General features: G+C 65.2%; 24 protein-coding genes. 16 read left to right on the top strand and 8 right to left on the bottom strand.

Translation table 11 applies throughout. The features are described 5' to 3' along the window. Window positions 1-70: 70 nt before the first annotated feature. The 3 genes from QTI24_RS07750 to murJ are packed head-to-tail and all read right to left on the bottom strand — an operon-like array spanning window position 71 to window position 2,961. The gene (locus tag QTI24_RS07750) at window positions 71-490 is read right to left on the bottom strand and encodes a bleomycin resistance protein (RefSeq protein WP_286599541.1); all 420 of its coding nucleotides are present in this window, start codon (window positions 488-490) and stop codon (window positions 71-73) included. Beyond that, window positions 490-1,341, bottom strand: a complete 852-nt coding sequence (locus QTI24_RS07745) for a SirB1 family protein (protein WP_286599539.1) — start codon at window positions 1,339-1,341, stop codon at window positions 490-492. Before QTI24_RS07745 ends, QTI24_RS07750 begins: the two co-directional genes overlap by 1 nt. 54 nt (window positions 1,342-1,395) lie before the next feature. Then, window positions 1,396-2,961, bottom strand: coding sequence for a murein biosynthesis integral membrane protein MurJ (gene murJ / locus QTI24_RS07740; RefSeq protein WP_286599537.1), 1,566 nt, complete (start codon window positions 2,959-2,961; stop codon window positions 1,396-1,398). Window positions 2,962-3,079: 118 nt separating this feature from the next. Here murJ and rpsT point away from each other — a divergent pair, with 118 nt between their 5' ends. Further along, entirely contained in the window at window positions 3,080-3,394 is a 315-nt protein-coding gene (gene rpsT / locus QTI24_RS07735) for a 30S ribosomal protein S20 (RefSeq protein WP_286567397.1), read from the top strand. A gap of 120 nt (window positions 3,395-3,514) precedes the next feature. On the opposite strand, the gene QTI24_RS07730 is transcribed toward rpsT, so the two are convergent. Then, window positions 3,515-3,850 (bottom strand): DUF3579 domain-containing protein, encoded by a 336-nt coding sequence (locus QTI24_RS07730; protein ID WP_286599536.1) that lies wholly within the window; start codon window positions 3,848-3,850, stop codon window positions 3,515-3,517. 162 nt (window positions 3,851-4,012) lie between these two features. Here QTI24_RS07730 and QTI24_RS07725 point away from each other — a divergent pair, with 162 nt between their 5' ends. The 6 genes from QTI24_RS07725 (at window position 4,013) to QTI24_RS07700 (ending at window position 10,314) form a co-directional block, all read left to right on the top strand. Then, complete coding sequence (locus QTI24_RS07725; RefSeq protein ID WP_286599535.1) at window positions 4,013-5,218, top strand: aspartate aminotransferase family protein; 1,206 nt, start codon at window positions 4,013-4,015, stop codon at window positions 5,216-5,218. Further along, window positions 5,215-6,144: an ornithine carbamoyltransferase gene (argF, locus tag QTI24_RS07720; RefSeq protein ID WP_286599534.1), complete on the top strand. Its 930-nt coding sequence runs from the start codon at window positions 5,215-5,217 to the stop codon at window positions 6,142-6,144. Before QTI24_RS07725 ends, argF begins: the two co-directional genes overlap by 4 nt. Window positions 6,145-6,224: 80 nt before the next feature. Next, window positions 6,225-6,869, top strand: coding sequence for an arylformamidase (gene kynB, locus QTI24_RS07715; protein ID WP_286599533.1), 645 nt, complete (start codon window positions 6,225-6,227; stop codon window positions 6,867-6,869). After that, window positions 6,866-8,161, top strand: a complete 1,296-nt coding sequence (gene kynU / locus QTI24_RS07710) for a kynureninase (RefSeq protein ID WP_286599532.1) — start codon at window positions 6,866-6,868, stop codon at window positions 8,159-8,161. Before kynB ends, kynU begins: the two co-directional genes overlap by 4 nt. Window positions 8,162-8,170: 9 nt before the next feature. Then, entirely contained in the window at window positions 8,171-9,013 is an 843-nt protein-coding gene (gene kynA, locus QTI24_RS07705) for a tryptophan 2,3-dioxygenase (RefSeq protein ID WP_286599531.1), read from the top strand. 50 nt (window positions 9,014-9,063) lie between these two features. Continuing rightward, on the top strand, window positions 9,064-10,314 hold the full coding sequence (locus QTI24_RS07700) for an ankyrin repeat domain-containing protein (RefSeq protein WP_286599530.1): 1,251 nt from the start codon (window positions 9,064-9,066) through the stop codon (window positions 10,312-10,314). Window positions 10,315-10,316: 2 nt separating this feature from the next. Here the strand turns inward: QTI24_RS07700 and QTI24_RS07695 are convergent, their stop codons facing one another. Genes QTI24_RS07695 through QTI24_RS07680 form a run of 4 tightly spaced genes read right to left on the bottom strand, consistent with a single transcriptional unit; the run spans window position 10,317 to window position 13,961 of the window. After that, window positions 10,317-11,495, bottom strand: a complete 1,179-nt coding sequence (locus tag QTI24_RS07695; RefSeq protein WP_286599528.1) for an FAD-dependent monooxygenase — start codon at window positions 11,493-11,495, stop codon at window positions 10,317-10,319. A gap of 13 nt (window positions 11,496-11,508) precedes the next feature. Continuing rightward, window positions 11,509-11,787: a DUF6587 family protein gene (locus tag QTI24_RS07690; RefSeq protein ID WP_286599527.1), complete on the bottom strand. Its 279-nt coding sequence runs from the start codon at window positions 11,785-11,787 to the stop codon at window positions 11,509-11,511. Between the two features lies 1 nt (window position 11,788). Then, the gene (feoB, locus tag QTI24_RS07685; RefSeq protein ID WP_286599525.1) at window positions 11,789-13,687 is read right to left on the bottom strand and encodes a ferrous iron transporter B; all 1,899 of its coding nucleotides are present in this window, start codon (window positions 13,685-13,687) and stop codon (window positions 11,789-11,791) included. Continuing rightward, window positions 13,680-13,961, bottom strand: coding sequence for a FeoA family protein (locus QTI24_RS07680; protein WP_286600072.1), 282 nt, complete (start codon window positions 13,959-13,961; stop codon window positions 13,680-13,682). Before QTI24_RS07680 ends, feoB begins: the two co-directional genes overlap by 8 nt. Window positions 13,962-14,433: 472 nt before the next feature. On the opposite strand from QTI24_RS07680, the gene QTI24_RS07675 reads away from it, so the two are divergent. From QTI24_RS07675 to QTI24_RS07635, 9 genes are all read left to right on the top strand, one after another. Then, window positions 14,434-14,739, top strand: a complete 306-nt coding sequence (locus tag QTI24_RS07675; RefSeq protein WP_286599524.1) for a hypothetical protein — start codon at window positions 14,434-14,436, stop codon at window positions 14,737-14,739. Continuing rightward, complete coding sequence (locus QTI24_RS07670) at window positions 14,739-15,611, top strand: VirB8 family type IV secretion system protein (protein ID WP_286599522.1); 873 nt, start codon at window positions 14,739-14,741, stop codon at window positions 15,609-15,611. The genes QTI24_RS07675 and QTI24_RS07670 overlap by 1 nt, the downstream gene beginning before the upstream one ends. Beyond that, window positions 15,608-16,375, top strand: a complete 768-nt coding sequence (locus QTI24_RS07665; RefSeq protein WP_286599521.1) for a TrbG/VirB9 family P-type conjugative transfer protein — start codon at window positions 15,608-15,610, stop codon at window positions 16,373-16,375. Before QTI24_RS07670 ends, QTI24_RS07665 begins: the two co-directional genes overlap by 4 nt. Then, window positions 16,372-17,574, top strand: coding sequence for a TrbI/VirB10 family protein (locus tag QTI24_RS07660; protein WP_286599519.1), 1,203 nt, complete (start codon window positions 16,372-16,374; stop codon window positions 17,572-17,574). The genes QTI24_RS07665 and QTI24_RS07660 overlap by 4 nt, the downstream gene beginning before the upstream one ends. A gap of 9 nt (window positions 17,575-17,583) precedes the next feature. Continuing rightward, a complete protein-coding gene (virB11, locus tag QTI24_RS07655) occupies window positions 17,584-18,624 on the top strand; it encodes a P-type DNA transfer ATPase VirB11 (RefSeq protein ID WP_286599517.1) in 1,041 nt (346 codons plus the stop codon). Between the two features lie 60 nt (window positions 18,625-18,684). After that, window positions 18,685-19,365, top strand: a complete 681-nt coding sequence (locus QTI24_RS07650; RefSeq protein ID WP_286599516.1) for a lytic transglycosylase domain-containing protein — start codon at window positions 18,685-18,687, stop codon at window positions 19,363-19,365. A gap of 106 nt (window positions 19,366-19,471) precedes the next feature. Beyond that, window positions 19,472-19,915 carry a TrbC/VirB2 family protein gene (locus QTI24_RS07645; protein WP_286599515.1) on the top strand — a complete coding sequence of 148 codons (444 nt, stop codon included), beginning with the start codon at window positions 19,472-19,474 and terminating at the stop codon, window positions 19,913-19,915. Window positions 19,916-19,922: 7 nt separating this feature from the next. Further along, window positions 19,923-20,216, top strand: coding sequence for a VirB3 family type IV secretion system protein (locus QTI24_RS07640; RefSeq protein ID WP_286599514.1), 294 nt, complete (start codon window positions 19,923-19,925; stop codon window positions 20,214-20,216). 12 nt (window positions 20,217-20,228) lie between these two features. After that, window positions 20,229-21,701 (top strand): VirB4 family type IV secretion/conjugal transfer ATPase, encoded by a 1,473-nt coding sequence (locus QTI24_RS07635; RefSeq protein WP_286599513.1) that lies wholly within the window; start codon window positions 20,229-20,231, stop codon window positions 21,699-21,701. The last annotated feature ends 11 nt before the right edge of the window (window positions 21,702-21,712 follow it).

Raw genomic sequence — 21,712 nt, 5'->3', positions numbered from 1 at the left:
CGCCGGCCCGCAGGTGTTGCCCCCGGCAGGGGGTGGGCGGCCACACGAAGTGGGCAAGCCTGGGGGCGAGTTAGAGATACCCGCAAAAGCGAAGTACGTGCCCATCTGGCTCGCGGATCGCGAACTCGCGCAAGCCCCATGGCTGGGAGGTCGGCGGCTCGATCACCACCACGCCGCGCTTGACGTAGGCCGCGTGCAGTCCATCGACGTCGCGTCCGACATGAATCACGATTTCGCCGCGCCAGGGACTGGCCTCGCGCCGGCCACACTGCCAGAGGCGCAGGTACACGGGATCCCCGTAGCTGCGATCACCCTTCTTCACCCGCGCGTAGCTTGGTGGTTCGCCGGCGATGAAGTCGAGTTCGAAGCCGAGCACATCGCGGAAGTAGCGCGCCGCGCGTGTGACATCGGCCACCGGCAGCACTGGTTGGACGCCATGGAATTCATGCAGCGTCCCGAGGTCCACCGCCGAAGCCTTGGCCGGCTCCATCAGCTTTCCGCCCGGCGGAGCGCCGCCACGCGTTCGGCGATGGCATCGATGTCGAGCGCGTCTTCAGCGTGCGCCAGATAGGTTTCGAGGTCGCGCACCGCAAGTGCGCAGTTGCCCTGCTCCGCATGGGCCAGTCCGCGGTCGCGATGCTCGCCCCACGCCTCGGGCAGCAGGGCGATCAAGCGATCCTGAACGGCAATCGCCCGCTGCCAGTCTTCCTGCGCGTGATGGATTTCCTTCAGGTTGCGCAACATGCGCCCGATGATCTCGCGCGGCGTCGCGGGTTGGAGATAGAGGCCGAGCGGTACGTCGAAATCACCGACCAGGCCGTTGCTGCGCTTGTAGGGCTCCAGGCGTTCGCTGAGTTCTTCGCGCGAGAGCGACTTGCCGGTGAACGGGTCGATCACCACCTGCCCCTTCGGCAGCGTGACCTTGAGCATGAAATGCCCCGGAAAACCCACGCCGCGCGCTTGCAGGCCAAGGCCCTGAGCAAGTTCCATCCACAGCACGGCGAGCGAGATCGGAATGCCCCGCCGCGTGCGCAGCACCGCGTTGAGGTAGCTGTTGTCGGGATCGTAGTAATCGTTGACGTTGCCGCCGAAGCTCAGGTCATGAAAAAAGAACTGATTGAGAATCCGCAAACGCTGCAGGTGCGCCGCGTCTGCCGGCAGGCGCCGCTTGAGCCTGGCAAGCAACTGGTCGACATCACCCAGCACCTGCTGCACGTCGAGTTCGGGATATTCGTCCTGCGCAAGGCTGGCCGCCGCTTCGAGCAACGGAAACTGCTCGTCGCTCTTCACGAGTGAACTGAAGTACTCGAGAGCAGTGGGCGTCGAGAAGCTGAACGTCATGTGGCTTTGTAGAGGAGCAATCGGGGAGCGTCAAGGCGGTAACGCCGAAGGGCTTCAGCGCCGCACAAAACTGCGCAGCTTGACGCCAGCGACGGCGAGCACGGTGAAATAGATGGCCGCGGCACCCGCGATCAGCGCGGCCAGCAGGCCGATGCGCTGCAGGCGCACGGCGCGTAGGCCGATCCAGTCGAAATGCTGCGCGCCCCAAACCAGCAAGGCGGCGAGCACCAGCGTGGCGACCAGCACCTGAAGAATGAACTTCCCCCACCCCGGCAAAGGTTTGTAGCTGCCGCGACGGATCAGGCCGACCAGCAGCCAGGTCGAATTGACCAGGGCGCCGATGCCGATGGTGAGCGTCAGGGCTGCATGCTGCAACACCGGCACCAGGAAGAAGTTGAGGATCTGCGTGAGGACCAGCACGCCGACCGCGATCAGCATCGGCGTGCGCATATCGTGTTTCGCGTAGTAGCCGGGCGCGAGCACCTTGATCGCGACGGTGCCGACGAGGCCCACGCCGTAGCCCATCAGCGCCGCGGTCGTGCGCTGCACGTCCAGGGCGCTGAACGCACCGTTGTGGAACAGCACGGCGACCAACGGTTTCGAGAAAACGAGCAGGGCCACTGCGCATGGCGCGGAAAGCAGCACCACGAGGCGCAGCCCCCAGTCGAGCAGGGATGAATAGCGGGCATCGTCCTTCGCGGCCCGCGCGCCCGCCAGCTGCGGCATGAGCACCACGCCCAGCGCCACGCCGAGCAGCGCCGTCGGGAACTCCATCAGGCGATCGGCGTACGTGACCCAGGTTACGCTGCCGGGCGCCAGGTGCGATGCGATCTGTGTGTTGATCAGCAGCGAAATCTGCGCCGCGCTGACACCGATCAGCGCTGGCAGCATGAGTTTCACGATCTTGCGCGTCGTCGGGTCGGCCCAGGCCGTGCGGATCGCACGCAGGCTCACACCGATGCGCGGCAGCATTCCCAGCCCGTGCAGAGCCGGCAACTGCAGGGCCAGTTGCAGCACCCCGCCCACGATCACGCCCACGCACTGCGCGTAGATCGGCTCGATGCCGTGCCGCCTGAACCAGGGCGCGCCGACGAGGATCGAGAGGATCAGCGACACATTCAGCAGCACCGGCGATGCGGCGGGCACCGCGAACTTGCGCCAGGTGTTGAGGATGCCGCCGGCCAGCGCCACCAGCGACATGAACCCAATGTACGGGAACATCCAGCGCGTCATGACCACGGCAGCGTCGAACCCCTGGGTCGTCTGCTTCAGGCCGCTGGCCATCGCCCAGACCATCAGCGGCGCGCCAACCACACCCGCAACGCAAAGAACGACCAGCGTCCACGTCAGCAGGGTGGCAACATGGTCGACCAGTTGGCGGGCCCCCTCATCGCCGCTTTCCGTGCGGGTGGCGGCCAGCACCGGCACGAAAGCCTGGCTAAACGCACCTTCGCCGAAAACCCGCCGGAACAGGTTGGGGATGCGAAAGGCGACATTGAAGGCATCGGTCAGCGCGCTGACCCCGAATACCGAGGCCATGAGCAGATCGCGAATCAGCCCGGTCACCCGGGAGGCGAGCGTCAGCAGCGAGACGGTGGAGGCGGATTTGAGCAGGGACACAGGCCGGAAGTGTATGTGGCCGCGCGCCCTCTTCCGGGCGCCTGGGACGGCTTCGCGCCCTTCGCCTATAATGGAGGGCTTTGCTGCATCATCCCCAGACACCTTAGGAAATCAATCCATGGCATCCACCAAGCCCAAGAAGAAGAACCCGCGCCTCGCGTCGGGCCGTAAACGCGTCCGCCAGGACGTCAAGCTCAACGCCGCGAACACCTCGCTGCGCTCCAAATACCGCACCGCCGTAAAGAACGTCGAGAAGGCCGTTCTGGCCGGTGACAAGACCAAGGCGGCAGAACTCTTCGCGAAGGCCCAGAGCATCGTCGACACCGTCGCCGACAAGGGCATCTTCCACAAGAACAAGGCTGCTCGCGACAAGAGCCGCCTGTCGGCCAAGGTCAAGAACCTGGCCCTCGCCCCTGAAAAGGCCGCCGCCTGACGCTTTCAGGCAAACAGCCCGGACCGGTTCGCCAGTCCGCCGTTTGATCGGGGTGCGCTGCAGCAAAAGTGAAAAACCGCCTTCGGGCGGTTTTTTCATGGGCGCGCCTTTTTGCGGGCGCTACTTCCTGGCGGGTTCCTGAAGCGCCGGCACGTCCGGTACCAGGCAAGCCTCGGCCACCTGCAGGTTATTGTCTTTCGCGAAATTGAGGCAGAAATCCCAGGCCATCGGCTCGGCATCGCGCAAGGCGCGGTTCACCACGACGCACTTGACCCCGTTGATGACGGTCGGCACGCACCAGGGCGAATAATTGAGGTGGCTTCCGGGCTGCGGACCGCCCGGGCGGAACGAGCACATGACGCCCGCCAATCGTTCAGCCCAATCGCTGGGGCGAAATGTCCGGCCATCCAGGGTGATGCCCTGGATGAAAACTTCTTTTGCGTCGGGAGAAACCATCAGTCGGGAGAGGAAGGCACAGGCTCATGCTGCGCCGCACAACGATTCTATCCGGGGGGTCGCGCGAGCGACATTTGCAGGGGCATTGCTGTGATGCGCAATCCTCACTGAAGCGGTCAAATCACACGCCTAGAATCCGCGTTCCCTTTTCCGGAGAACCGCATGAGCGCCACTGCCGCCCCCTCGTCGCCCCACGTCATGAACACCTACGGACGCCTGCCGATCGCGCTGTCGCACGGCCAGGGCTGCCGAGTGTGGGACACCGAGGGGCGAGCGTACCTGGATGGCCTCGGCGGCATCGCCGTCAACACGCTGGGCCACAACCACCCCGAATTGGTGCCCGCGCTGCAGGACCAGATTTCGAAGCTAATCCATAGCTCGAACTACTACCACGTGCCCGGCCAGGAGCAGCTCGCGACCAAGCTGACGGAACTCTCCGGGCTCACCAACGCCTTCTTCTGCTGCACGGGCCTGGAAGCCAACGAAGCCGCGATCAAGCTCGCGCGCAAGTTCGGCCACGACAAGGGCATCGAGCGGCCTGAAATCGTGGTCTACGAAGCCGCCTTCCATGGCCGCAGCATCGCCACGCTGTCCGCCACCGGCAATCCCAAGGTCCAGCAAGGCTTCGGACCGCTGGTCGAGGGCTTCATCCGGGTTCCGCTCAACGACTTCGAAGCGCTCAAGAAGGCGACCGAAGGCAATCCGAACGTCGTGGCCGTGTTCTTCGAGACCATCCAGGGCGAAGGCGGCATCAACCCCATGCGCTGGGAATACCTGCGCCAGGTGCGCCAACTGTGCGACGAGCGCGACTGGCTCATGATGATCGACGAGGTGCAATGCGGCATGGGCCGCACGGGCAAGTGGTTCGCGCACCAGTGGGCCGGCATCAAGCCGGACGTGATGCCGCTGGCCAAGGGGCTGGGCTCGGGCGTGCCGATCGGTGCCGTCGTCGCCGGACCGCGCGCCGCCCACATCTTCGGCCCGGGCAACCACGGCACGACCTTCGGCGGCAATCCGCTCGCCATGCGCGCCGGCATCGAGACGATCCGCATCATGGAAGAGCAGAAGCTGCTCGACAACGCAGCCAATGTCGGTTCGCATCTCAAGGCTGCGCTGGAGCGCGAGCTGGGCAGCCTGCCGGGCGTGAAGGAGATCCGCGGCCAAGGCCTGATGCTCGGCATCGAGCTCGACCGGCCCTGCGGCGTGATCCTGAACCGCGCGTGCGACGCCGGCCTGCTACTGAGCGTGACGGCCGACAGCGTGATCCGCCTGGTGCCGCCCCTGATCCTGAGCATCGCCGAAGCCGACGAGATCGTCGCGATCCTGGTGCCGTTGGTGAAGGCCTTTCTCGCGGAGCCGCAGCCATGACCGATACGCCCGCCATTCGGCACTACCTGCAGTTCTCGGACTTCACGGCCGACGAGTACGCGCACGTCTTCGCGCGCGCTGCGCTGATCAAGAAGAAGTTCAAGGCGTACGAGAAGCACCAACCCCTGGTCGATCGCACGCTCGCGATGATCTTCGAGAAGGCATCGACCCGCACGCGCGTGAGCTTCGAGGCTGGCATGTACCAGCTCGGCGGCAGCGTGGTGCACCTCACCACCGGCGACAGCCAGCTGGGCCGCGCCGAGCCCATCGAGGACAGCGCCAAGGTGATCAGCCGCATGGTCGACCTCGTGATGATCCGCACCTTCGAGCAGACCAAGATCGAAGCCTTCGCGGCGCACTCGCGCGTGCCGGTCATCAACGGGCTGACCAACGAGTTCCATCCCTGTCAGATCCTCGCGGACATCTTCACCTTCATCGAGCACCGCGGCTCGATCGCGGGCAAGACCGTGGCCTGGGTGGGCGACGGCAACAACATGGCCAACACCTGGCTGCAGGCCAGCGAAATCCTCGGCTTCAAGGTGCATGTGAGCACGCCGAGCGGCTACGAGGTCGACCAGTCGATCGCCGGCATCCGCTCGGCCGAGAGCTATAAGGTCTTCAAGGACCCGATGGAAGCCTGCCGCGGCGCCGACCTAGTGACCACCGACGTCTGGACCAGCATGGGGTACGAGGCCGAGAACGAGGCCCGCCGTGCCGCCTTCGCCGACTGGTGCGTCGACACCGAAATGATGCGCGTGGCCCAGCCTGACGCCCTCTTCATGCACTGCCTGCCCGCGCACCGCGGCGAGGAAGTCGAGGCCGATGTGATAGACGGCCCTCAGTCGGTCGTGTGGGACGAAGCCGAGAACCGCATGCACGTGCAGAAGGCGCTGATGGAGTTCCTGCTGCTAGGGCGCCAGACCTGAGTTTTTCGCGAGCGGCGCTGTTTCCAATCTGTTGGAAATAACCGACACCACGAGTCCCTTCGCGGCGCTAACTTTGCGCCATGAACCAACGACTCTGGGACATCTCCCCGCCGGTGCATGAAGGCGCGCCGGTTTTCCCCGGCGACACGCCCTATCGCCAGCGCTGGGCCGCCACCATCGCGCCGGGCTGCCCGGTCAATGTCAGCGAAATCACGCTGTCGCCGCACGTCGGTGCGCATGCGGACGCACCGCTGCACTACGACCCGGCCGGCGCGACCATCGGCAACGTCGACCTCACCCCCTACGTCGGTCCCTGTCGCGTGATCCATGCGATCGCGCGCGGGCCGCTGATCGAGTGGGAGCACATCGCCCATGCAGTCGACGGGCTTCCGCCGCGCGTGCTCGTGCGCACGTACGAGAGCGCACCGGTCGATCGCTGGGATGGCCGGCTCGCCGCCTTTGCCCCCGCCACCATCGAACGCCTGGCATCGCTGGGCGTGAAGCTGGTCGGCATCGACACGGCGAGCATCGATCCGGCCGACAGCAAGACGCTCGAGAGCCACCAGGTCATCCGCCGCCTCGATCTGCGCGTGCTGGAGAACCTCGTACTCGACGAGGTGGCCGAGGGCGACTATGAGTTGATCGCCCTCCCCCTCAAGCTGGTGAGCGCCGATGCCTCGCCTGTGCGCGCGATCCTGCGTGAACTCCAGCCCGCCCGACCATGACGCACGACGACTGCAAGCGCCTCGACGCGCAAGATCCTCTTGCCGGATTGAGAGACCAGTTCTTCCTGCCCGAAGGTGTCATCTACCTGGACGGCAACTCGCTCGGCGTGCTGCCCAAGACTGCTCCCGCACGCATTGCCGAGGTGGTCGCCAAGGAATGGGGCGAAGGCCTCATTCGCTCGTGGAACAGTGCGGGCTGGTTCGACTTGCCGCAACGGCTCGGCGACAAGGTGGCGCGCCTGATCGGTGCGGCGCCTGGCGAAGTCGTCTGCACCGACAGCACCTCAGTCAATCTCTACAAGGTGCTGGTCGCGGCGCTGAACCAGGTCCGGCAGGCCGGGGAAGCTGGCAGCCGGCGCCGTGTCGTGGTCAGCGAGCGCAGCAACTTTCCCACCGATCTCTACATCGCCGAATCGCTGTGCCTTGAACGCGGCTTCACGCTCAAGCTGATCGATGCGAGCGAGTTGCCCGCCGCGCTCACGGACGAAGTGGCGGTGCTGATGCTGACCCATGTGAACTACCGCACCGGCGCGATGCACGACATGAAGTCCGTCACGGCCGCAGCCCATGCGGCCGGTGCGCTGACGGTGTGGGATCTCGCACACAGCGCCGGCGCGGTACCGGTCGCACTCAACGAAAGCAACGCCGATTTCGCGGTCGGCTGCGGCTACAAGTACCTGAACGGCGGCCCCGGAGCGCCAGCCTTCGTCTGGGTGCACACACGGCACGCCGGGCAGTTCGAGCAGCCGCTGTCGGGCTGGTGGGGGCACGCTGCACCCTTCGAGTTCACGCCGAACTATCGGCCGGCTCCAGGCATCGCGCGCTACCTCTGCGGCACGCAACCGATCGTCGCGCTGGCCGGCCTCGAATGCGGGCTCGACACCGTGCTCGCCGCCGAAGCCTTCTCGGGCGGGCAAGGCAGCATGGCGGCGCTGCGCACCAAATCACTGGCGCTGACCGATGCATTCATCGCACTCGTGGAAGCACGCTGCGCAGGCCGTTTCACGCTGGTCACGCCGCGCGATCATGCGCAGCGCGGATCGCAGGTATGCCTGGCCTTGAGCGATGGCGGACCGGGCGCGTATGCCATCGTGCAGGCGCTGATTGCGCGCGGCGTGATCGGCGATTTCCGCGCCGGCGACTCGCAGATGCCCGACATCCTCCGCTTCGGCTTCACACCCCTGTACCTCAGCTTCGAGGACGTGTGGCACTCGGTCGAACACCTCGTGCAAGTCCTGGACAGCGAGGAATGGAAGCGGCCCGAATTCAACCAGAAGCAGGCCGTGACCTGAAGATCCCCAATGAGCACAAGCACGGAACAAATCGTCCACGACGAAAAGGCGCAGCTCGATTTCAGCGCCTCGATGAGCTACACCGACTATCTGAGTCTCGACACCATCCTGAACGCGCAGCATCCGCGGTCGCCGGCGCACGACGAACTGCTCTTCATCGTGCAGCACCAGACCAGCGAACTCTGGATGAAGCTCATGCTGCACGAACTGCGCGCCGCAATCCACTGCATTGCGGAGGATGACCTGTCCAGCGCCTTCAAGATGCTGGCGCGCGTATCGCGCATCATGGAGCAGTTGGTCCACGCATGGGACGTACTCGCCACCATGACGCCGCCCGAATACAGCGCCATGCGGCCCTACCTCGGCGCCTCCAGCGGCTTTCAGAGCTGGCAGTACCGCTGCATCGAGTTCGCGCTGGGCAACAAGAACGCCGCGATGCTCAAGCCGCATTCGCACCGCCCTGAGTTGCTGGCCGAGGTGGAGGCCGCCTGGCGCGCGCCTTCTCTCTACGACGAAGCCCTGCGCCTGCTGGCGCGCCGGGGGCTCGACGTGCCGGCCGACCATCTGGAGCGCGACTGGTCGAAGCCCTACGAGTCGAGCGACGGCGTCGAGCAGGCCTGGCTGGTGGCCTATCGCGACCCGAAGAAGTATTGGGAGCTCTACCAGCTCGGCGAGGAACTCACCGACCTCGAAGATGCATTCCGCCTCTGGCGCTTCCGCCACGTGACCACGGTCGAGCGGGTGATCGGCTTCAAGCGTGGCACGGGCGGCACGGGCGGCGTAAGCTACCTGCGCAAGATGCTCGACGTGGTGCTGTTCCCGGAGATCTGGAAGCTCAGGACGGATCTCTAGGCTGCCCGCTGGCGCGAACCCGCATCCCATCACGACAAAGAGGAGACGAGATGGACAACGATTTCTTCGGCGATGAGGAGCTTGCGCATCTGCGCTCCCATGGCATTGCGCTCTTCGCGCGGCGCGTGATCTTCGACGCGCAGCCGCCGATGACGCAGGAGCAGATCGCGTCGGTGCAGGCCGTCTGCGCGGGGCCGCTTCCGCCCGAACTGCTCGCGCTGTGGCGGCTCACGGCTGGTGGCCGCGTCGACTACGACCTCCACCTGCACATGAACGGCAACGAGGAATCGGTCGGCTGGAGCGAACTGTTCTGGAACGGCAGCGACTCCTTTCACGACCTGCAAGGCTGGATCGGGCACGAGCTCGAAGGTGCGAAGGAAGCTGCCGCGGAGAGCGACGAGGCCTGGGATGGCAAGCTGACCCTGCTGCCGATCGGTGGACTCGAAGACTGCGACCGCATCTATGCGGTGGTGGAGTCAGGCGCGGACTACGGCCACGTCCTCGCGTGGAAGCAGGGCCTGCCGGCGGCCTGGGCGCACGAGATGCACGAGGACGGCATGACGACTGTCGCGCACGACCTGTGCGCCGCATTCGAGGCTCTGCATCTCGACGAGGACCCGCTGGAACCCGCAGGCGAGTACTTCACCGGGCAGACGCTGTTCGAGTATCTCGACCAGCGACACCAGGAGCACGGTCTGACCATCGAACTGATGGACAAGCTGGTCGCCTTCTATCGCCGCGCAATGGTCGACTGGCGAACTCCGCTGGCCGAAGGAACGTTGGGCCAGAACGGGCCGCTCTCGCGCATCGCGCTGCGCCATGCGGTCGCGACCGACGACGCTGAGCTGGTCGGCCGGCTGATCGCCGCCGGCGTGCCGGTCGACGGCCCGCTGCACGGCAGCGCGATTGCCACCGATCTGGCGCTGAGCCACGGCGCCCATGCCGCGGCCACTGCGCTGGTGCGCGCCGGCGCACCCGTGGCGCCCGATGCACTGGACTACATCGACAACGCCGTCTCGCCCGAGCTCGTCAGCCTGCTTCTGGCGCACGGTGCCCAACCCAGCCCCACGGCCATTGCCGAGTGCGTCGCCTGCGGCGCACCTGCGGCAGCGCGGCTGATTGCGAACGCCTATGGGCAAACCCATGACGACCTGCCGGTGGCCTATGCTACGGTCCGCGATGGATTGCTGGCTGAACTCGAATCGTCACTGATCGAAGTGCGCGAGGGCCGGCTGACGCACTACCTTGGCCTCGCAGGGCTGACCAAGCGCGTCGATCACCTGCAGAGCTTCAGCCTCTGAATTCAGGCGTCGTAGAGCCAAGGCACGTCGAGCAGGCGCCCCCCCAACAGGCGCAGCGCCGCATCGCGCCCCACGCGCACGAGTCCGGTGGCATGGAAGATTTCGCCATTGCGCCGAGCCCGTGCCTGCACCTGTGCGTTGCGCTCCCAGCGCGCAGCGGCATAGCGCGCCAGCGCAGCCGGGACTTCGGACGCATCCCCGCCGTCGAGCGCCTCCGCCAGCGCGACCGCGTCCTCGATGGCCATGCCGGCGCCCTGGGCCAGGTAAGGCAGCATGGGGTGCGCAGCATCGCCCGCCAGCGCAACTCGCTCGCCGGCCATCTCGTGCGGGCCGGTCAATGGCGGGCGATCGCTCAGCGTCCACGCTCGCCATGACGGCACCGCTTCGAGCAAAGCCTGCAGTTCGCGGCACGTGCGGCCCGTCGCGGCTTGCAACGCGCCAAGGCTCGTCGCCTGATCCCAATCGCGCGCGTCACCGACGGGCGCTGCTTCGGCGAGCACAACCACGTTGAGCGCCTCGCCACGACGCACGGGGTAGGCCACCGCGTGCAGCCGCGGTCCGAGCCAGACGCGGATCTGCGTGCTGCGCATCGATGCAGGCAATGCCGCCTGATCGACCAGTGCGCGCCATGCCGTATGGCCCGTCGCCCGGGGCGGGTCGGTGTCTTCCACCACGCGCGGGCGCACAGTGCTCCATAGGCCATCAGCGCCGATCAACGCATCGCCTTCCCAGGCGCGCGTCTCGGTACTCGATGCGCAGACCAGGTCTCCCCGTGCGACCACTTGCGTCACGCGCGCCCCGGTGGTGAGCGTGACGGCGCCGGTTCCGCGCACCGCGGCAAGCATCAGCGCATGGAGGTCCGCGCGATGGACACAGAGATAAGGTGCGGCATAGCTGTGCAGCATCGCGTTGCCGAGCGGCATCCGGGCGATTTCATGACCGCGTGTTGCACTGCGGACGACCAGCGCATCCGGCCGTGCGGCAACCCGTACCAGCGCTTCCGAGACACCAAGCGCCTGCAAGCGTCGGGTGACGTTGGGCCCGAGCTGGATACCCGCGCCGATTTCGCTGAATGCCACCGATTGTTCCAGCAGGTCGATGCGATGGCGCCGACGAGCCAGCGCCAGTGCCGTCGCGAGGCCCGCAATGCCTCCGCCTGCAATCAGGATATGAGCCGACATCGACCGCGCGCTTTCAGTGCGAGCGCGTCAGTGGCGGTTGGCCGTCTGCACCTGCCTTCGAACCCGTACCGGTCGAGCAGCTGCCGCAGCTGTCGCACGATCCGCAACCTGAGGTCTTGCCCAGCGAAGCCGCAAGTTGCCGTGCACGCTCCGCATCGACCAGCCCCGCGCGCTGCGATCCGGCTGCGAGCCTCGTCGCTGCCGCGCGGCGCCAGCTGCCCGGCATCCAGCGCCAGACGGCATAGACCGCAGCCAACGCGACGATCAGCGCTACGACGATCTGCTGTGTCATCTCATCCTCCTGTGAATGCCAGCGTCACCCGATAGGTGATCCAGCATGCAATGTAGGCGAGTGCGAACAAATAGCCAGCCATGATCCACACGTAGCGCCAGGAACCGGTTTCCCGCTTGACGGTCGCCAGCGTCGAGAGGCACTGCGGCGCAAACACGTACCAGACCAGGAGCGACAGCGCCGTGGCCAGCGACCAGCTGCCCGCGATCAACGGCTCGAGCTGGCCCGCCACGTCGTCCCCGGTGGCAGAAAGTGCGTACACCGTCCCCAAGGCGCCCACGGCGACTTCGCGCGCCGCCATGCCGGGCACCAGCGCGATCGAGATCTGCCAGTTGAAGCCGATCGGCGCAAAGATGTGTTCGAGGCCACGGCCGATCATGCCGGCGAGGCTGTGCTGAATAGCCGGCCCCGTCGCACCTTCGGGCGGCGACGGGAAGGTCGAGAGAAACCACAGCAGGATCGTGAGCGTGAGGATGATCGTGCCCACGCGCTGGATGAAAATCCAGGCCCGCTCGTAGAGACCCAGCCCGAGGTTGCGCAGGTTCGGCCAGCGGTAGGCCGGTAGTTCCATCAGCAACGGCGAATGTCGCTTCACGTCGCGGAAGCGCTTCATGACCCAGGCCACTGCCATGGCCGAAACGATGCCGAAGACGTACAGGGCGAACAGCACCACGCCCTGCAGGTTGAACACGCCGCCGACCGTGCGCGCCGGAATGAAGGCGGCGATCAGCAGCGCGTATACCGGCAGCCGCGCCGAACAGGTCATCAGCGGCGCGATCATGATCGTCGTGATCCGGTCGCGCCAGTTGCTGATGGTGCGCGTGGCCATCACGCCGGGAATCGCGCAGGCAAAGCTGGAAAGCAGCGGGATGAAGGAGCGGCCCGACAGGCCCACGGTGCCCATCACGCGGTCGAGCAGGAAGGCTGCGCGCGGCAGGTAGCCCGAGTCTTCCAGCGCAAGGATGAACAGGAACAGGATCAGGATCTGCGGCAGGAAGACGATCACCCCGCCGACGCCGGCGACGATGCCGTCGACCAACAGGCTCTGCAGCATGCCTTCGGGAATGACGCGCTTAATGAGTTCGCCGAACGCGGTGGTCGCGTCCTTGATGGCGTCCATCGGCACCTCGGCCCAGCTGAACACGGCCTGGAACATCAGGAACATCGTGACCGCGAGCACCACCATGCCCCATAGCGGGTGCATCACGACGCGATCGATGCGGTCGCTGGTGGCCAGGCTGCCGACAGGCTCTTTCACAGCGAGGCCGAGGATGCGGCGGACTTCCCGCTGGGTGCCGAGCACGTCGTCGAGGCCAGGCGCATGCCAGGGTTTCGGCGCCGCGGCGGCCACGGGCGCATCGAGCGCTTCGAGCAGCCCCTTCGCGCCGCCGCTGTGCACACCGACCGTCTCGATCACCGGCACGCCGAGTTCGCGGGAAAGCACGGCCACGTCGACCTGGATGCCCTGCTTCCTCGCCATGTCGGTCATGTTGAGCGCTACGACCATCGGCAAGCCCAGGCGCTTGGCTTCGAGCACCAGTCGCAGGTTGAGCCGCAGATTGGTGGCGTCGGTCACGCAGACGAGCAGGTCGGGCGGCGCCTCCTTGCTCTTGCCGGTGACCACGTCACGCGTGACAGCCTCGTCGGCCGACAGCGCGTTCAGGCTGTAGGCGCCCGGCAGGTCGAGCACGAAAACGCGCCGGCCCGCGGGCGTGCGCAAGGTGCCTTCCTTGCGCTCGACCGTTACGCCCGCGTAGTTGGCAACTTTCTGGCGGCTGCCCGTGAGCAGGTTGAACAGCGCCGTCTTGCCGCAGTTGGGATTGCCCAGCAGCGCGATGCGATCCGGCGGGCTCGTCGATGCGGCCGCACCGGGCTGGAAGTTCAACGTCGCCTCAACCATGGCCGATCGCTCCCGGCGTGACGCGAATCAGCGAAGCCTCATGGCGGCGCAACGCGAAGGTGGTATGGCCCAGGCGAACGGCCAAGGGCTCGCGGCCCGGGACGCCGTTCGCGACGATGCACACCGGCTCGCCCGGAACGAAACCGATTTCGGTCAGGCGGAGTACCAGTTCGCGATCCTCCGGCGCATCGGGCCGAAGCACGTCGAGCACGGTGGCCCATTGATGGTTGGGAAGCTGATGGAGGCTGATGGCGGCCAAGGCCGCGCCGGTCATTGTGGTCACCCGCGAAATCCAGATCTGCAAAATGAGAATTATTCTCGAAAACAGGGCGCAGCGGGCAACTTGGCGGCAAAGCCCCGCGGCGGAACCAAACGAGCGGACGCGGCTGCTAGCGACGGCGCGTGCCCCATGCTCGAACGACAGGTTGATGTCAAGTTGCTCAAAGTAACAACTAAAAGCAACACCTGCCTAGAATGAGAAAAAAGGTTCAGGGAGTTCAGGTGATTCATTGCAACGCTATCGGCCAGCGGCCGTCGGCACGTCCGTCCAAGTGCCGGACGTGCCTCGCGACTTCCGCGCTTCGCGGCTTCCGTCGGCTCAGTCATCCTCTTCATCCAGCAGGCCGGTCGTGAGCGCGGCTGCGATCGCACGCGCCCTGCAGGGCTGCGCTTGCCTGCCCGTCCTCGCGGCCCTGGCCGCGTGCGGAACGCCTCCGCCGTCCGATTACGGAGGCGAGTGGAGCCCCGTGAACCGTCTCCAGGACGTGACCTCGGCGATTCCGCTGTCCCCGCCCTATACGTTCCATGCCACTCCCATCGACGAGACGCTGAAGACGATGCTCAAGCGATGGGCGACGGACGCCGGCCTGAAACTCTCCTATCGGCTCGGCTCCGACTTCACCTTGTACAAGCCGGTCGCCCTTATCCGCACCGCTGACATCCAAGCGGCCACATCCGCATTGAGTGCCATCTACGCGACTCAAGGCGTGTCCGTCACCGCCGACGGCAAGCAGATCGTGGTGCGGCCCGCTTGCGAGGGAGGAGCTTGCTGATGTTCAGCCCGAGGCCCTCCACGCCGAAGATCGACGAATCCGTTGCCAAGGCCGTCGATTTCGAACTCACGATCGCAGATCTCGCCCGGCGCAGCGAGCGCCGCGCCTGGGCCGTCGCCTTCGGCGCCATCGTCATGGCGCTGGTTCTCGCGGGCGGTTACTTCTACATGCTGCCGCTGAAGGAAAAGGTGCCGTTCCTCGTCATGGCCGATGCCTACACCGGCACCAGTACCGTCGCGCGGCTCACTGACGACATCGTTAACCAGCGCATCACGACCAGCGAAGCCATCAACCGCAGCAACGTCGCTCACTTCGTGCTCGGTCGCGAATCCTATGACCTGGCGTTGACGAACCTGCGCGACTGGACCACGGTGCTGACGATGTCCTCGCCCGGCGTCGCCGCGGCCTATACGAGCCTGCACGCATCTCTCAACCCCGACAGTCCCTACAAGACCTACGGCAAGGACCGGGCAGTACGCGTGAAGATCCTGAGCATCGTGCTGATCGGCAGCGGGGCCAACGCCACGCCGAAAGGAGCGACGGTCCGATTCCAGCGCAGTCTCTACGACAAGCAAACCGGTGCGACCCGTCCGCTGGACAGCAGGATCGCGACACTGGAGTTCACCTACAAGCCCAACCTGAAGATGGACGAGCAGTATCGGATCGAGAATCCGCTCGGCTTCCAGGTCACCAGCTATCGTGTCGACAACGACTATGCCTCGGCGGCACCGGAAGAGATTTCAGTCCCGCTGCCTGTCAGCGCCGACACCAGTGCCCAGCAGTTGGACCTTGTCGTTCCGCCACCGCCGGTCCCCGAACATCGTGCAACCGTAGGGCCCACCGACGCCGTTCAGGGAGCGCGGCGCCAATGAGCCCGTCAAGCCGACTTCCTCTGGCCGCCATCGTGTGCATGGTGTCGGCCACCGCCGTGCACAACTCCGCCGCGCAGGCGGTCCAGCCCTACGAGTACCGACCCGACCGCATCTACCCGGTGCACACCGGCCTGGGCATCACCACGCAGATCGAACTGAGTCCGAACGAGAAGATCCTCGACTACAGCACCGGCTTCAGCACCGGCTGGGAGTTGACCCGGCGCGACAACGTGTTCTACCTGAAGCCCAGGAACGTCGACGTGGACACCAATATGATGATCCGCACGGAGACGCATTCCTACATCTTCGAATTGAAGGTGGTCGCCACCGACTGGAAGACGCTCGAATCCGCGCGCGCCGCCGGCGTCCAATACAAGATCAGCTTCACCTATCCGTCCGACGCGAGCTTCTCGAACGAAGCCGTCAAGGCCGCGCGGGCACCGGAACTCAGCACCTCGCTGGTCAAGGGCCGCAGCTACCACTTCGACTACGACTACGCGACCCGCGACACGGGGGCGCCTTGGCTGATCCCCACCGCCGTCTACGACGACGGACGGTTCACCTACATCCGGATGAGCGACATGAAGGAGTTCCCTACCGGGAATTTCCCGGCCATCTACATGCGCCAGATCGAGCACGGCGAGGACTCGGTAGTCAACACGACCGTCGAAGGAAACACGATCGTCGCTCATGGCACTTATCCGTATCTGGTCATTCGTCAAGACAGCAACGTCGTGGGTCTTCGAAGGAACACCGCCAAGTGAACTCGAACAACCCTCCTCCTCCCGGCCACGCTTCCGTATACGGCAACCCATACTCCGAGGGCTTCCAGCAGCAGGCCGCACCTCCCGACCTGGATGCCACGGCGCCAGAACTGAGGTCCAGCGAGATGCGGCGCATGAACCGCCGCGCATTGGGCTTCCTGGCAGGCATCGTCGTGCTGCTTGCGGCTGCAGCGCTCTGGATGTTCAACAGCGTGCTTCATCGCAATGATCGCCAACAGAAGGTGCGCGAAGAGACTGTCACCGTCCCGGCGGCGCCCAAGGCGCAGATGCCATCACTCCTTCCACGTCACGTCGAGGCGATCTCACTCGCACCGCCGCTGCCGGTGCTCCCTGCGCAACCGCCGCAACCCCTGCTCCCGCCGACAGCACGGGTCCCCCGTCAACCCACCTTGATGGAGCGTCGAATGATGTCCGCCGATACCGCAGCCGTGGTCGGCGTGGCCAACGGCAATGCCCGGCCGCCTGCCCCTGGCGCTCAACCCTTTGCAGGCCCGTTCGGCGCCGCAGGGCAGGAACAAGAAGTCCCTCCCAATAGCGCGTATTCGTCGAAACCTCTGGCGCAGACATCCAGTGCCCAGCCGCTCGTCCATCCCGACACGCTGATGTTGCGCGGGACCTATATCCGGTGTGTCCTCGAAACCCACATCGTCACCGACATCCCCGGATTCACCTCGTGCATCGTCACCGAGCCCGTCTACTCCTTCAGTGGCAAGCGGCTGCTCTTGCCCAAGGGCTCCAAGGTGCTCGGCAAGTACGACACCGAGCCGAACGGGCCTCGCGTGGCGGTCGTCTGGGATCGCATCGTCACACCCACCGGCATCGACGTGAACATGGCCAGTCCCGGCGTGGACAGCCTCGGCGGCGCAGGCCATCCGGGCTACCTCGACGAGCATTGGGGCGCACGGATCGGCTCGGCCATGCTGATCAGCCTGTTCAGCGATGCGTTCAAGTACGCCGCCGCCGAGCATGGCCCGAGCGGCACCACCGTCGGCGCTGGAGGTGTCGTGGTGCAGTCGCCCTACGAGAGCAACACGGCGCAGACGCTGCAGAACATTGCCAACCAGGCCGTCCGGCGTGGCGCCAATCGACCGGCCACCGTGACCATCCACCAGGGGACCGTGGTGAGCGTCTATGTCGCCAAGGACGTGGATTTCAGCGGCGTGGTCGCCCGCTACTGACCCGACGCCATGACCGACGAACTCGTCGCCTCCGTCTCGAACGAATTCCTGGCGTACCAGTACGAAGTGCTGGGCATCCAGGGCTACATGGTCTCGTCCGAGATCACCGAGATCTGCATCAACCGGCCCGGCGCGCTCTATCTGGAAGGCCGTGATGGTTGGCGAAAGGTGGAAGTACCCGGCCTGACCTTCGCGCGCGCCCTGCAGTTCTGCACCGCCGTCGTCAACGAGAGCAACACCGGCCAGCGCATCACCGATGCCAATCCGGTGGTGTCGCTGACCTTTCCCACGGGCCAGCGCGCGCAATTCGTCATTCCACCGGCCTGCGAAACAGGCCATCTGTCGATCACGATCCGCTTGCCATCGAAGCAGACGAAAACCCTGGCCCAGTACCAGGAGGACGGCTTCTTCGACCAGATCCTCGAAGACTCGACCGGCATCGGCGAGCATGACCGCATGCTGCTGGACCTGCGCGCGACACACCGTTACGCCGACTTCTTCCGCCAGGCCGTGCTCCTCAAGAAGAACATCGTGGTCTCCGGCGCCACCGGCAGTGGCAAGACCACCTTCATGAAGTCGCTGGTGCATCACATCCCGGCCGACGAGCGGCTGGTCACCATCGAAGACGCGCGCGAGCTGTTCATCGACCAGCCCAACGCAGCGCACCTTCTTTACTCGAAGGGCGGCCAGAGCACCAGCAACGTCACGGCCAAGAGCTGCATGGAAGCCTGCCTGCGCATGAAGCCGGACCGCATCATCCTGGCGGAGTTGCGGGGCGACGAATCGTTCTACTTCATCCGCAACTGCGCCTCTGGCCATCCCGGCTCCATCACCAGTTGCCACGCCGGCAGCACCGAGCAGACCTGGGATCAGCTGGCGCTCATGGTGAAGGCATCATCCGAAGGCGCGGGACTGGAGTTCGCCACCATCAAACGGCTGCTGATGATGACGATCGACATCGTGGTGCACATCAGGGCGCATGCCGGCAGTCGCTACATCACCGGTATCGACTTCAGCCCGGGCCGGCGATTCCCCCCGGACATCGCCTAGCCAGTGGCAGAACGAACAAACAAAAAGGGAGATCGCGTCGTGCTACCGGGAATCGAATTGATGGGATGCCAGGACCTCGCAGTTCCGGCGGCGGTGATGCGCCACGTCGTCCATGTCGAGTCCGGCGCCAACCCCTACGCGATTGGCGTCGTCGGCGGGCGGTTGGAGCGCCAGCCGAAGACGCTGGACGAAGCCCTGGCGACCGCGCGCATGCTCGAAGCCAAGGGGTACAACTTTTCCCTCGGCATGGCCCAGGTCAACCGAGCCAACCTCGGCAAATACGGACTCAATACGCACGAGAAGGCCTTCGATGCTTGCTCGAACCTCGCGGCCGGCGCCCGTATCCTGGCCGACTGCTACGCCAGTGCCCAGGGAGACTGGGGCAAGGCGTTCAGTTGCTACTACTCGGGCAACTTCGTGACCGGCTTCCAGCACGGCTATGTGCAGAAGGTCTACGACTCGATCAGCCGCGGCCGCGCGATCACCGGCATCTCCGCCGCGCCGGCAGCCGCTGCCAAGCCGGCGTCCGGGTCTACCGACCGGATTGCCATGCGCAGCGTACCGGTCAATGCAGTGCCCGCCATTGCGCCTGCAGGCCTCGTGGCCGAAGCGCCTTCCGGCGCCCGACCGGGCGTCTTCGTACCGCAAGTGCGTGGCCCGGGCGATCCACCCGCCCCGACAAGCACTACCGATCAGGCCAACCTGCGCAAAGGAACCGGCGATGGCGCCTTTGTCTTCTGAGCACCGAGGCGAACCAATGCGCCCGCCGTGAACTTCGCCGCCTGACAAGCGCGCTGCGAAAGCGGTACGCGCCGACTTTTCATTCAAACAGAGAGGAAACCCAAAAATGCAAACACAACAACGCACCTTCACCCCTGCACACCCGTTCGAACGCGCCTGCCTGCGTACCCTCTTCCAGACCACATTGGCCGCAGCACTCCTGCTGCCCGGTCTGGCCATGGCCCAGGTCGGCGGCAGCAGCGACGCACTCGGCACCACCTGCGGGTTCCTCGGCAGCATCCTGAGCATCCTGAATGCCGCATCGATCGTGGTCGTCACCATCGCGGTCATCTTTTCCGGCTACCAGATCGCCTTCGCGCACAAGCGCATTTCCGACGTCGCCCCCATCATGATCGGCGCCATCCTGATCGGCGCGGCGAGCCAGATCGCCAAGATGTTTCTTTCCGGTAGCGCTGGCGGCAATGCTTGTGCTTCCTCCACCTCCAGCATCTGGACGCCCGCCATGGATCACCTGGCCTCTGCTGCCCAACTCCTGGTCCAGCATGCATAAGAACGCGATGTTCCGCGGCTGCACACGCCCGCCCATGTTCCTGGGCGTGCCTTACGTGCCCTTCTTCCTGGGCGCGGGCGGATGCATGTTGCTGGCGATGTACTTCAACCTGTTCTACCTGCTGTTGATCCCGCCGGTGATCTTCGTCATGCGCCAGATGGCGCGCCGCGACGAAATGATCTTTCGGCTACTGGGACTGCGGCTGCAGTTCCGCCTCCGCGCGCGGAACATCCAGCAGCACGACGGCATGTGGGTCTTCACGCCCAACAGCTACCGCGGCCAGTCCAAGGTCAACAGCTAGCGGACGCAGGGCATGTCGAAACCTCCCTTCAGTCCCGATACAGCCATCGGCGAGTTCATCTGTCTGTCCACCCATGTCTCGCCCACGGTTGTCAAGACCACCGGCGGCGACTACCTCCTGACCTGGCGCCTGGAGGGGCTGCCGTTCGTGGGACGCGAAGAGTGGGAACTCGAGCATCGTCACAACACATTCAACCGGATGCTGCAGACGCTGCGCGCGCCGGATTTCGTCAACGTGGCCTTCTGGGCGCACGACCTGCGCCGCCGTCGTGCGATCAATGGCACAAGTCAGTTCGACCAGGCGTTCAACCAGTCGCTGTCGGATGCCTACTTCAGCGCGCTGTCGGCGCAGAAGCTCATGCAGAACGAGCTCTACCTCACCATGATGTATCGACCGGTGGTCGGAGGTAAGCGCTTCGTCGAGAAATCGAGCGACCTCTCCAGGCTCGAAGCGGAACAGCAGCAGGCCATCAACAAGGTGCACGAACTGGCCGGCAACGTCGAAGCCGTGTTGAAGGACTACGCACCCACCCGCCTCGGCATGTACGAAGCTGCCAACGGAATCGTCTTCTCCGAGACGCTCGAATTCTTCGGCTACCTGCTGAATCACATCGACGAACCGGTGCCGGTGCTGCAGGCGCCGGTGTATCGCTACCTGGCCGTCAGCCGGCAGCGCTTCTCAGCCAAGACCGGCGACTTCGTCCTCACCACGCCTACGAGCGTCAACCACTTCGGCGCCATCCTCAACATCAAGGAGTATCCCGACGGCACCTACCCGGGCATCCTCAACGGGCTCAAGTACCTGGATTTCGAGTACGTCATCACGCACTCCTTCAGCCCCATGGGCCGGCACGACGCGCTCAATGCGCTCGAGCGCACCAAGGGCATGATGATTTCCTCCGGTGACAAGGCCGTCAGCCAGATCATCGAGATGGACCATGCCATGGACCAGCTCTCCTCCGGCAACTTCGTGCTGGGCGAATACCACTTCACCATGGCCGTCTACGCGCCGGACCAGCCGACGCTGACCCAGCACATCGCCACCGCCCGGGCCGAGCTATCCAACGCAGGCTTCGTTTCGGTGAAAGAAGACCTGGCCGTCACGGCAGCGTTCTACGCGCAGTTCCCCGGCAACTGGAAGTTCCGCACTCGCCTCGCGAACGTCAGCTCGCTGAACTTCCTGGGCCTGTCGCCACTGCACAACTTCGCCACCGGCAAGAAGAACAACAACCCATGGGATGACTGCGTCACGACCTTGCAGACGACCAACGGCCAGCCGTACTACTTCAACTTCCACGCTACCCATCCCGGCGAGAACTCGCTGGGCGAAAAGGCCATTGCCAACACCATGGTGATCGGCAAGTCAGGCACCGGCAAGACCGCACTCATCAACTTCCTGCTCAGCCAAGTGCAGAAGCTCAAGCCTTCGCCGACCATCTTCTTCTTCGACAAGGACCGTGGCGCGGAGATCTTCGTGCGTGCGTGAGGTGGCAACTA

This window comes from Variovorax sp. J22P240, from assembly GCF_030316855.1.
Classification (GTDB): Bacteria; Pseudomonadota; Gammaproteobacteria; order Burkholderiales; family Burkholderiaceae_C; genus Variovorax.
This window is presented reverse-complemented; position numbering and strand designations above follow the sequence as displayed.

What these genes read in the sequence shown, in the direction of transcription:
- QTI24_RS07750 (WP_286599541.1), bottom strand. Translation starts at nt 490, where the DNA reads ATGGAGCCGGCCAAGGCTTCGGCGGTGGACCTCGGGACGCTGCATGAA.
- QTI24_RS07745 (WP_286599539.1), bottom strand. Translation starts at nt 1,341, where the DNA reads ATGACGTTCAGCTTCTCGACGCCCACTGCTCTCGAGTACTTCAGTTCA.
- rpsT (WP_286567397.1), top strand. Translation starts at nt 3,080, where the DNA reads ATGGCATCCACCAAGCCCAAGAAGAAGAACCCGCGCCTCGCGTCGGGC.
- QTI24_RS07730 (WP_286599536.1), bottom strand. Translation starts at nt 3,850, where the DNA reads ATGGTTTCTCCCGACGCAAAAGAAGTTTTCATCCAGGGCATCACCCTG.
- QTI24_RS07725 (WP_286599535.1), top strand. Translation starts at nt 4,013, where the DNA reads ATGAGCGCCACTGCCGCCCCCTCGTCGCCCCACGTCATGAACACCTAC.
- argF (WP_286599534.1), top strand. Translation starts at nt 5,215, where the DNA reads ATGACCGATACGCCCGCCATTCGGCACTACCTGCAGTTCTCGGACTTC.
- kynB (WP_286599533.1), top strand. Translation starts at nt 6,225, where the DNA reads ATGAACCAACGACTCTGGGACATCTCCCCGCCGGTGCATGAAGGCGCG.
- kynU (WP_286599532.1), top strand. Translation starts at nt 6,866, where the DNA reads ATGACGCACGACGACTGCAAGCGCCTCGACGCGCAAGATCCTCTTGCC.
- kynA (WP_286599531.1), top strand. Translation starts at nt 8,171, where the DNA reads ATGAGCACAAGCACGGAACAAATCGTCCACGACGAAAAGGCGCAGCTC.
- QTI24_RS07700 (WP_286599530.1), top strand. Translation starts at nt 9,064, where the DNA reads ATGGACAACGATTTCTTCGGCGATGAGGAGCTTGCGCATCTGCGCTCC.
- QTI24_RS07695 (WP_286599528.1), bottom strand. Translation starts at nt 11,495, where the DNA reads ATGTCGGCTCATATCCTGATTGCAGGCGGAGGCATTGCGGGCCTCGCG.
- QTI24_RS07690 (WP_286599527.1), bottom strand. Translation starts at nt 11,787, where the DNA reads ATGACACAGCAGATCGTCGTAGCGCTGATCGTCGCGTTGGCTGCGGTC.
- feoB (WP_286599525.1), bottom strand. Translation starts at nt 13,687, where the DNA reads ATGGTTGAGGCGACGTTGAACTTCCAGCCCGGTGCGGCCGCATCGACG.
- QTI24_RS07680 (WP_286600072.1), bottom strand. Translation starts at nt 13,961, where the DNA reads ATGACCGGCGCGGCCTTGGCCGCCATCAGCCTCCATCAGCTTCCCAAC.
- QTI24_RS07670 (WP_286599522.1), top strand. Translation starts at nt 14,739, where the DNA reads ATGTTCAGCCCGAGGCCCTCCACGCCGAAGATCGACGAATCCGTTGCC.
- QTI24_RS07665 (WP_286599521.1), top strand. Translation starts at nt 15,608, where the DNA reads ATGAGCCCGTCAAGCCGACTTCCTCTGGCCGCCATCGTGTGCATGGTG.
- virB11 (WP_286599517.1), top strand. Translation starts at nt 17,584, where the DNA reads ATGACCGACGAACTCGTCGCCTCCGTCTCGAACGAATTCCTGGCGTAC.
- QTI24_RS07650 (WP_286599516.1), top strand. Translation starts at nt 18,685, where the DNA reads ATGGGATGCCAGGACCTCGCAGTTCCGGCGGCGGTGATGCGCCACGTC.
- QTI24_RS07645 (WP_286599515.1), top strand. Translation starts at nt 19,472, where the DNA reads ATGCAAACACAACAACGCACCTTCACCCCTGCACACCCGTTCGAACGC.
- QTI24_RS07640 (WP_286599514.1), top strand. Translation starts at nt 19,923, where the DNA reads ATGTTCCGCGGCTGCACACGCCCGCCCATGTTCCTGGGCGTGCCTTAC.
- QTI24_RS07635 (WP_286599513.1), top strand. Translation starts at nt 20,229, where the DNA reads ATGTCGAAACCTCCCTTCAGTCCCGATACAGCCATCGGCGAGTTCATC.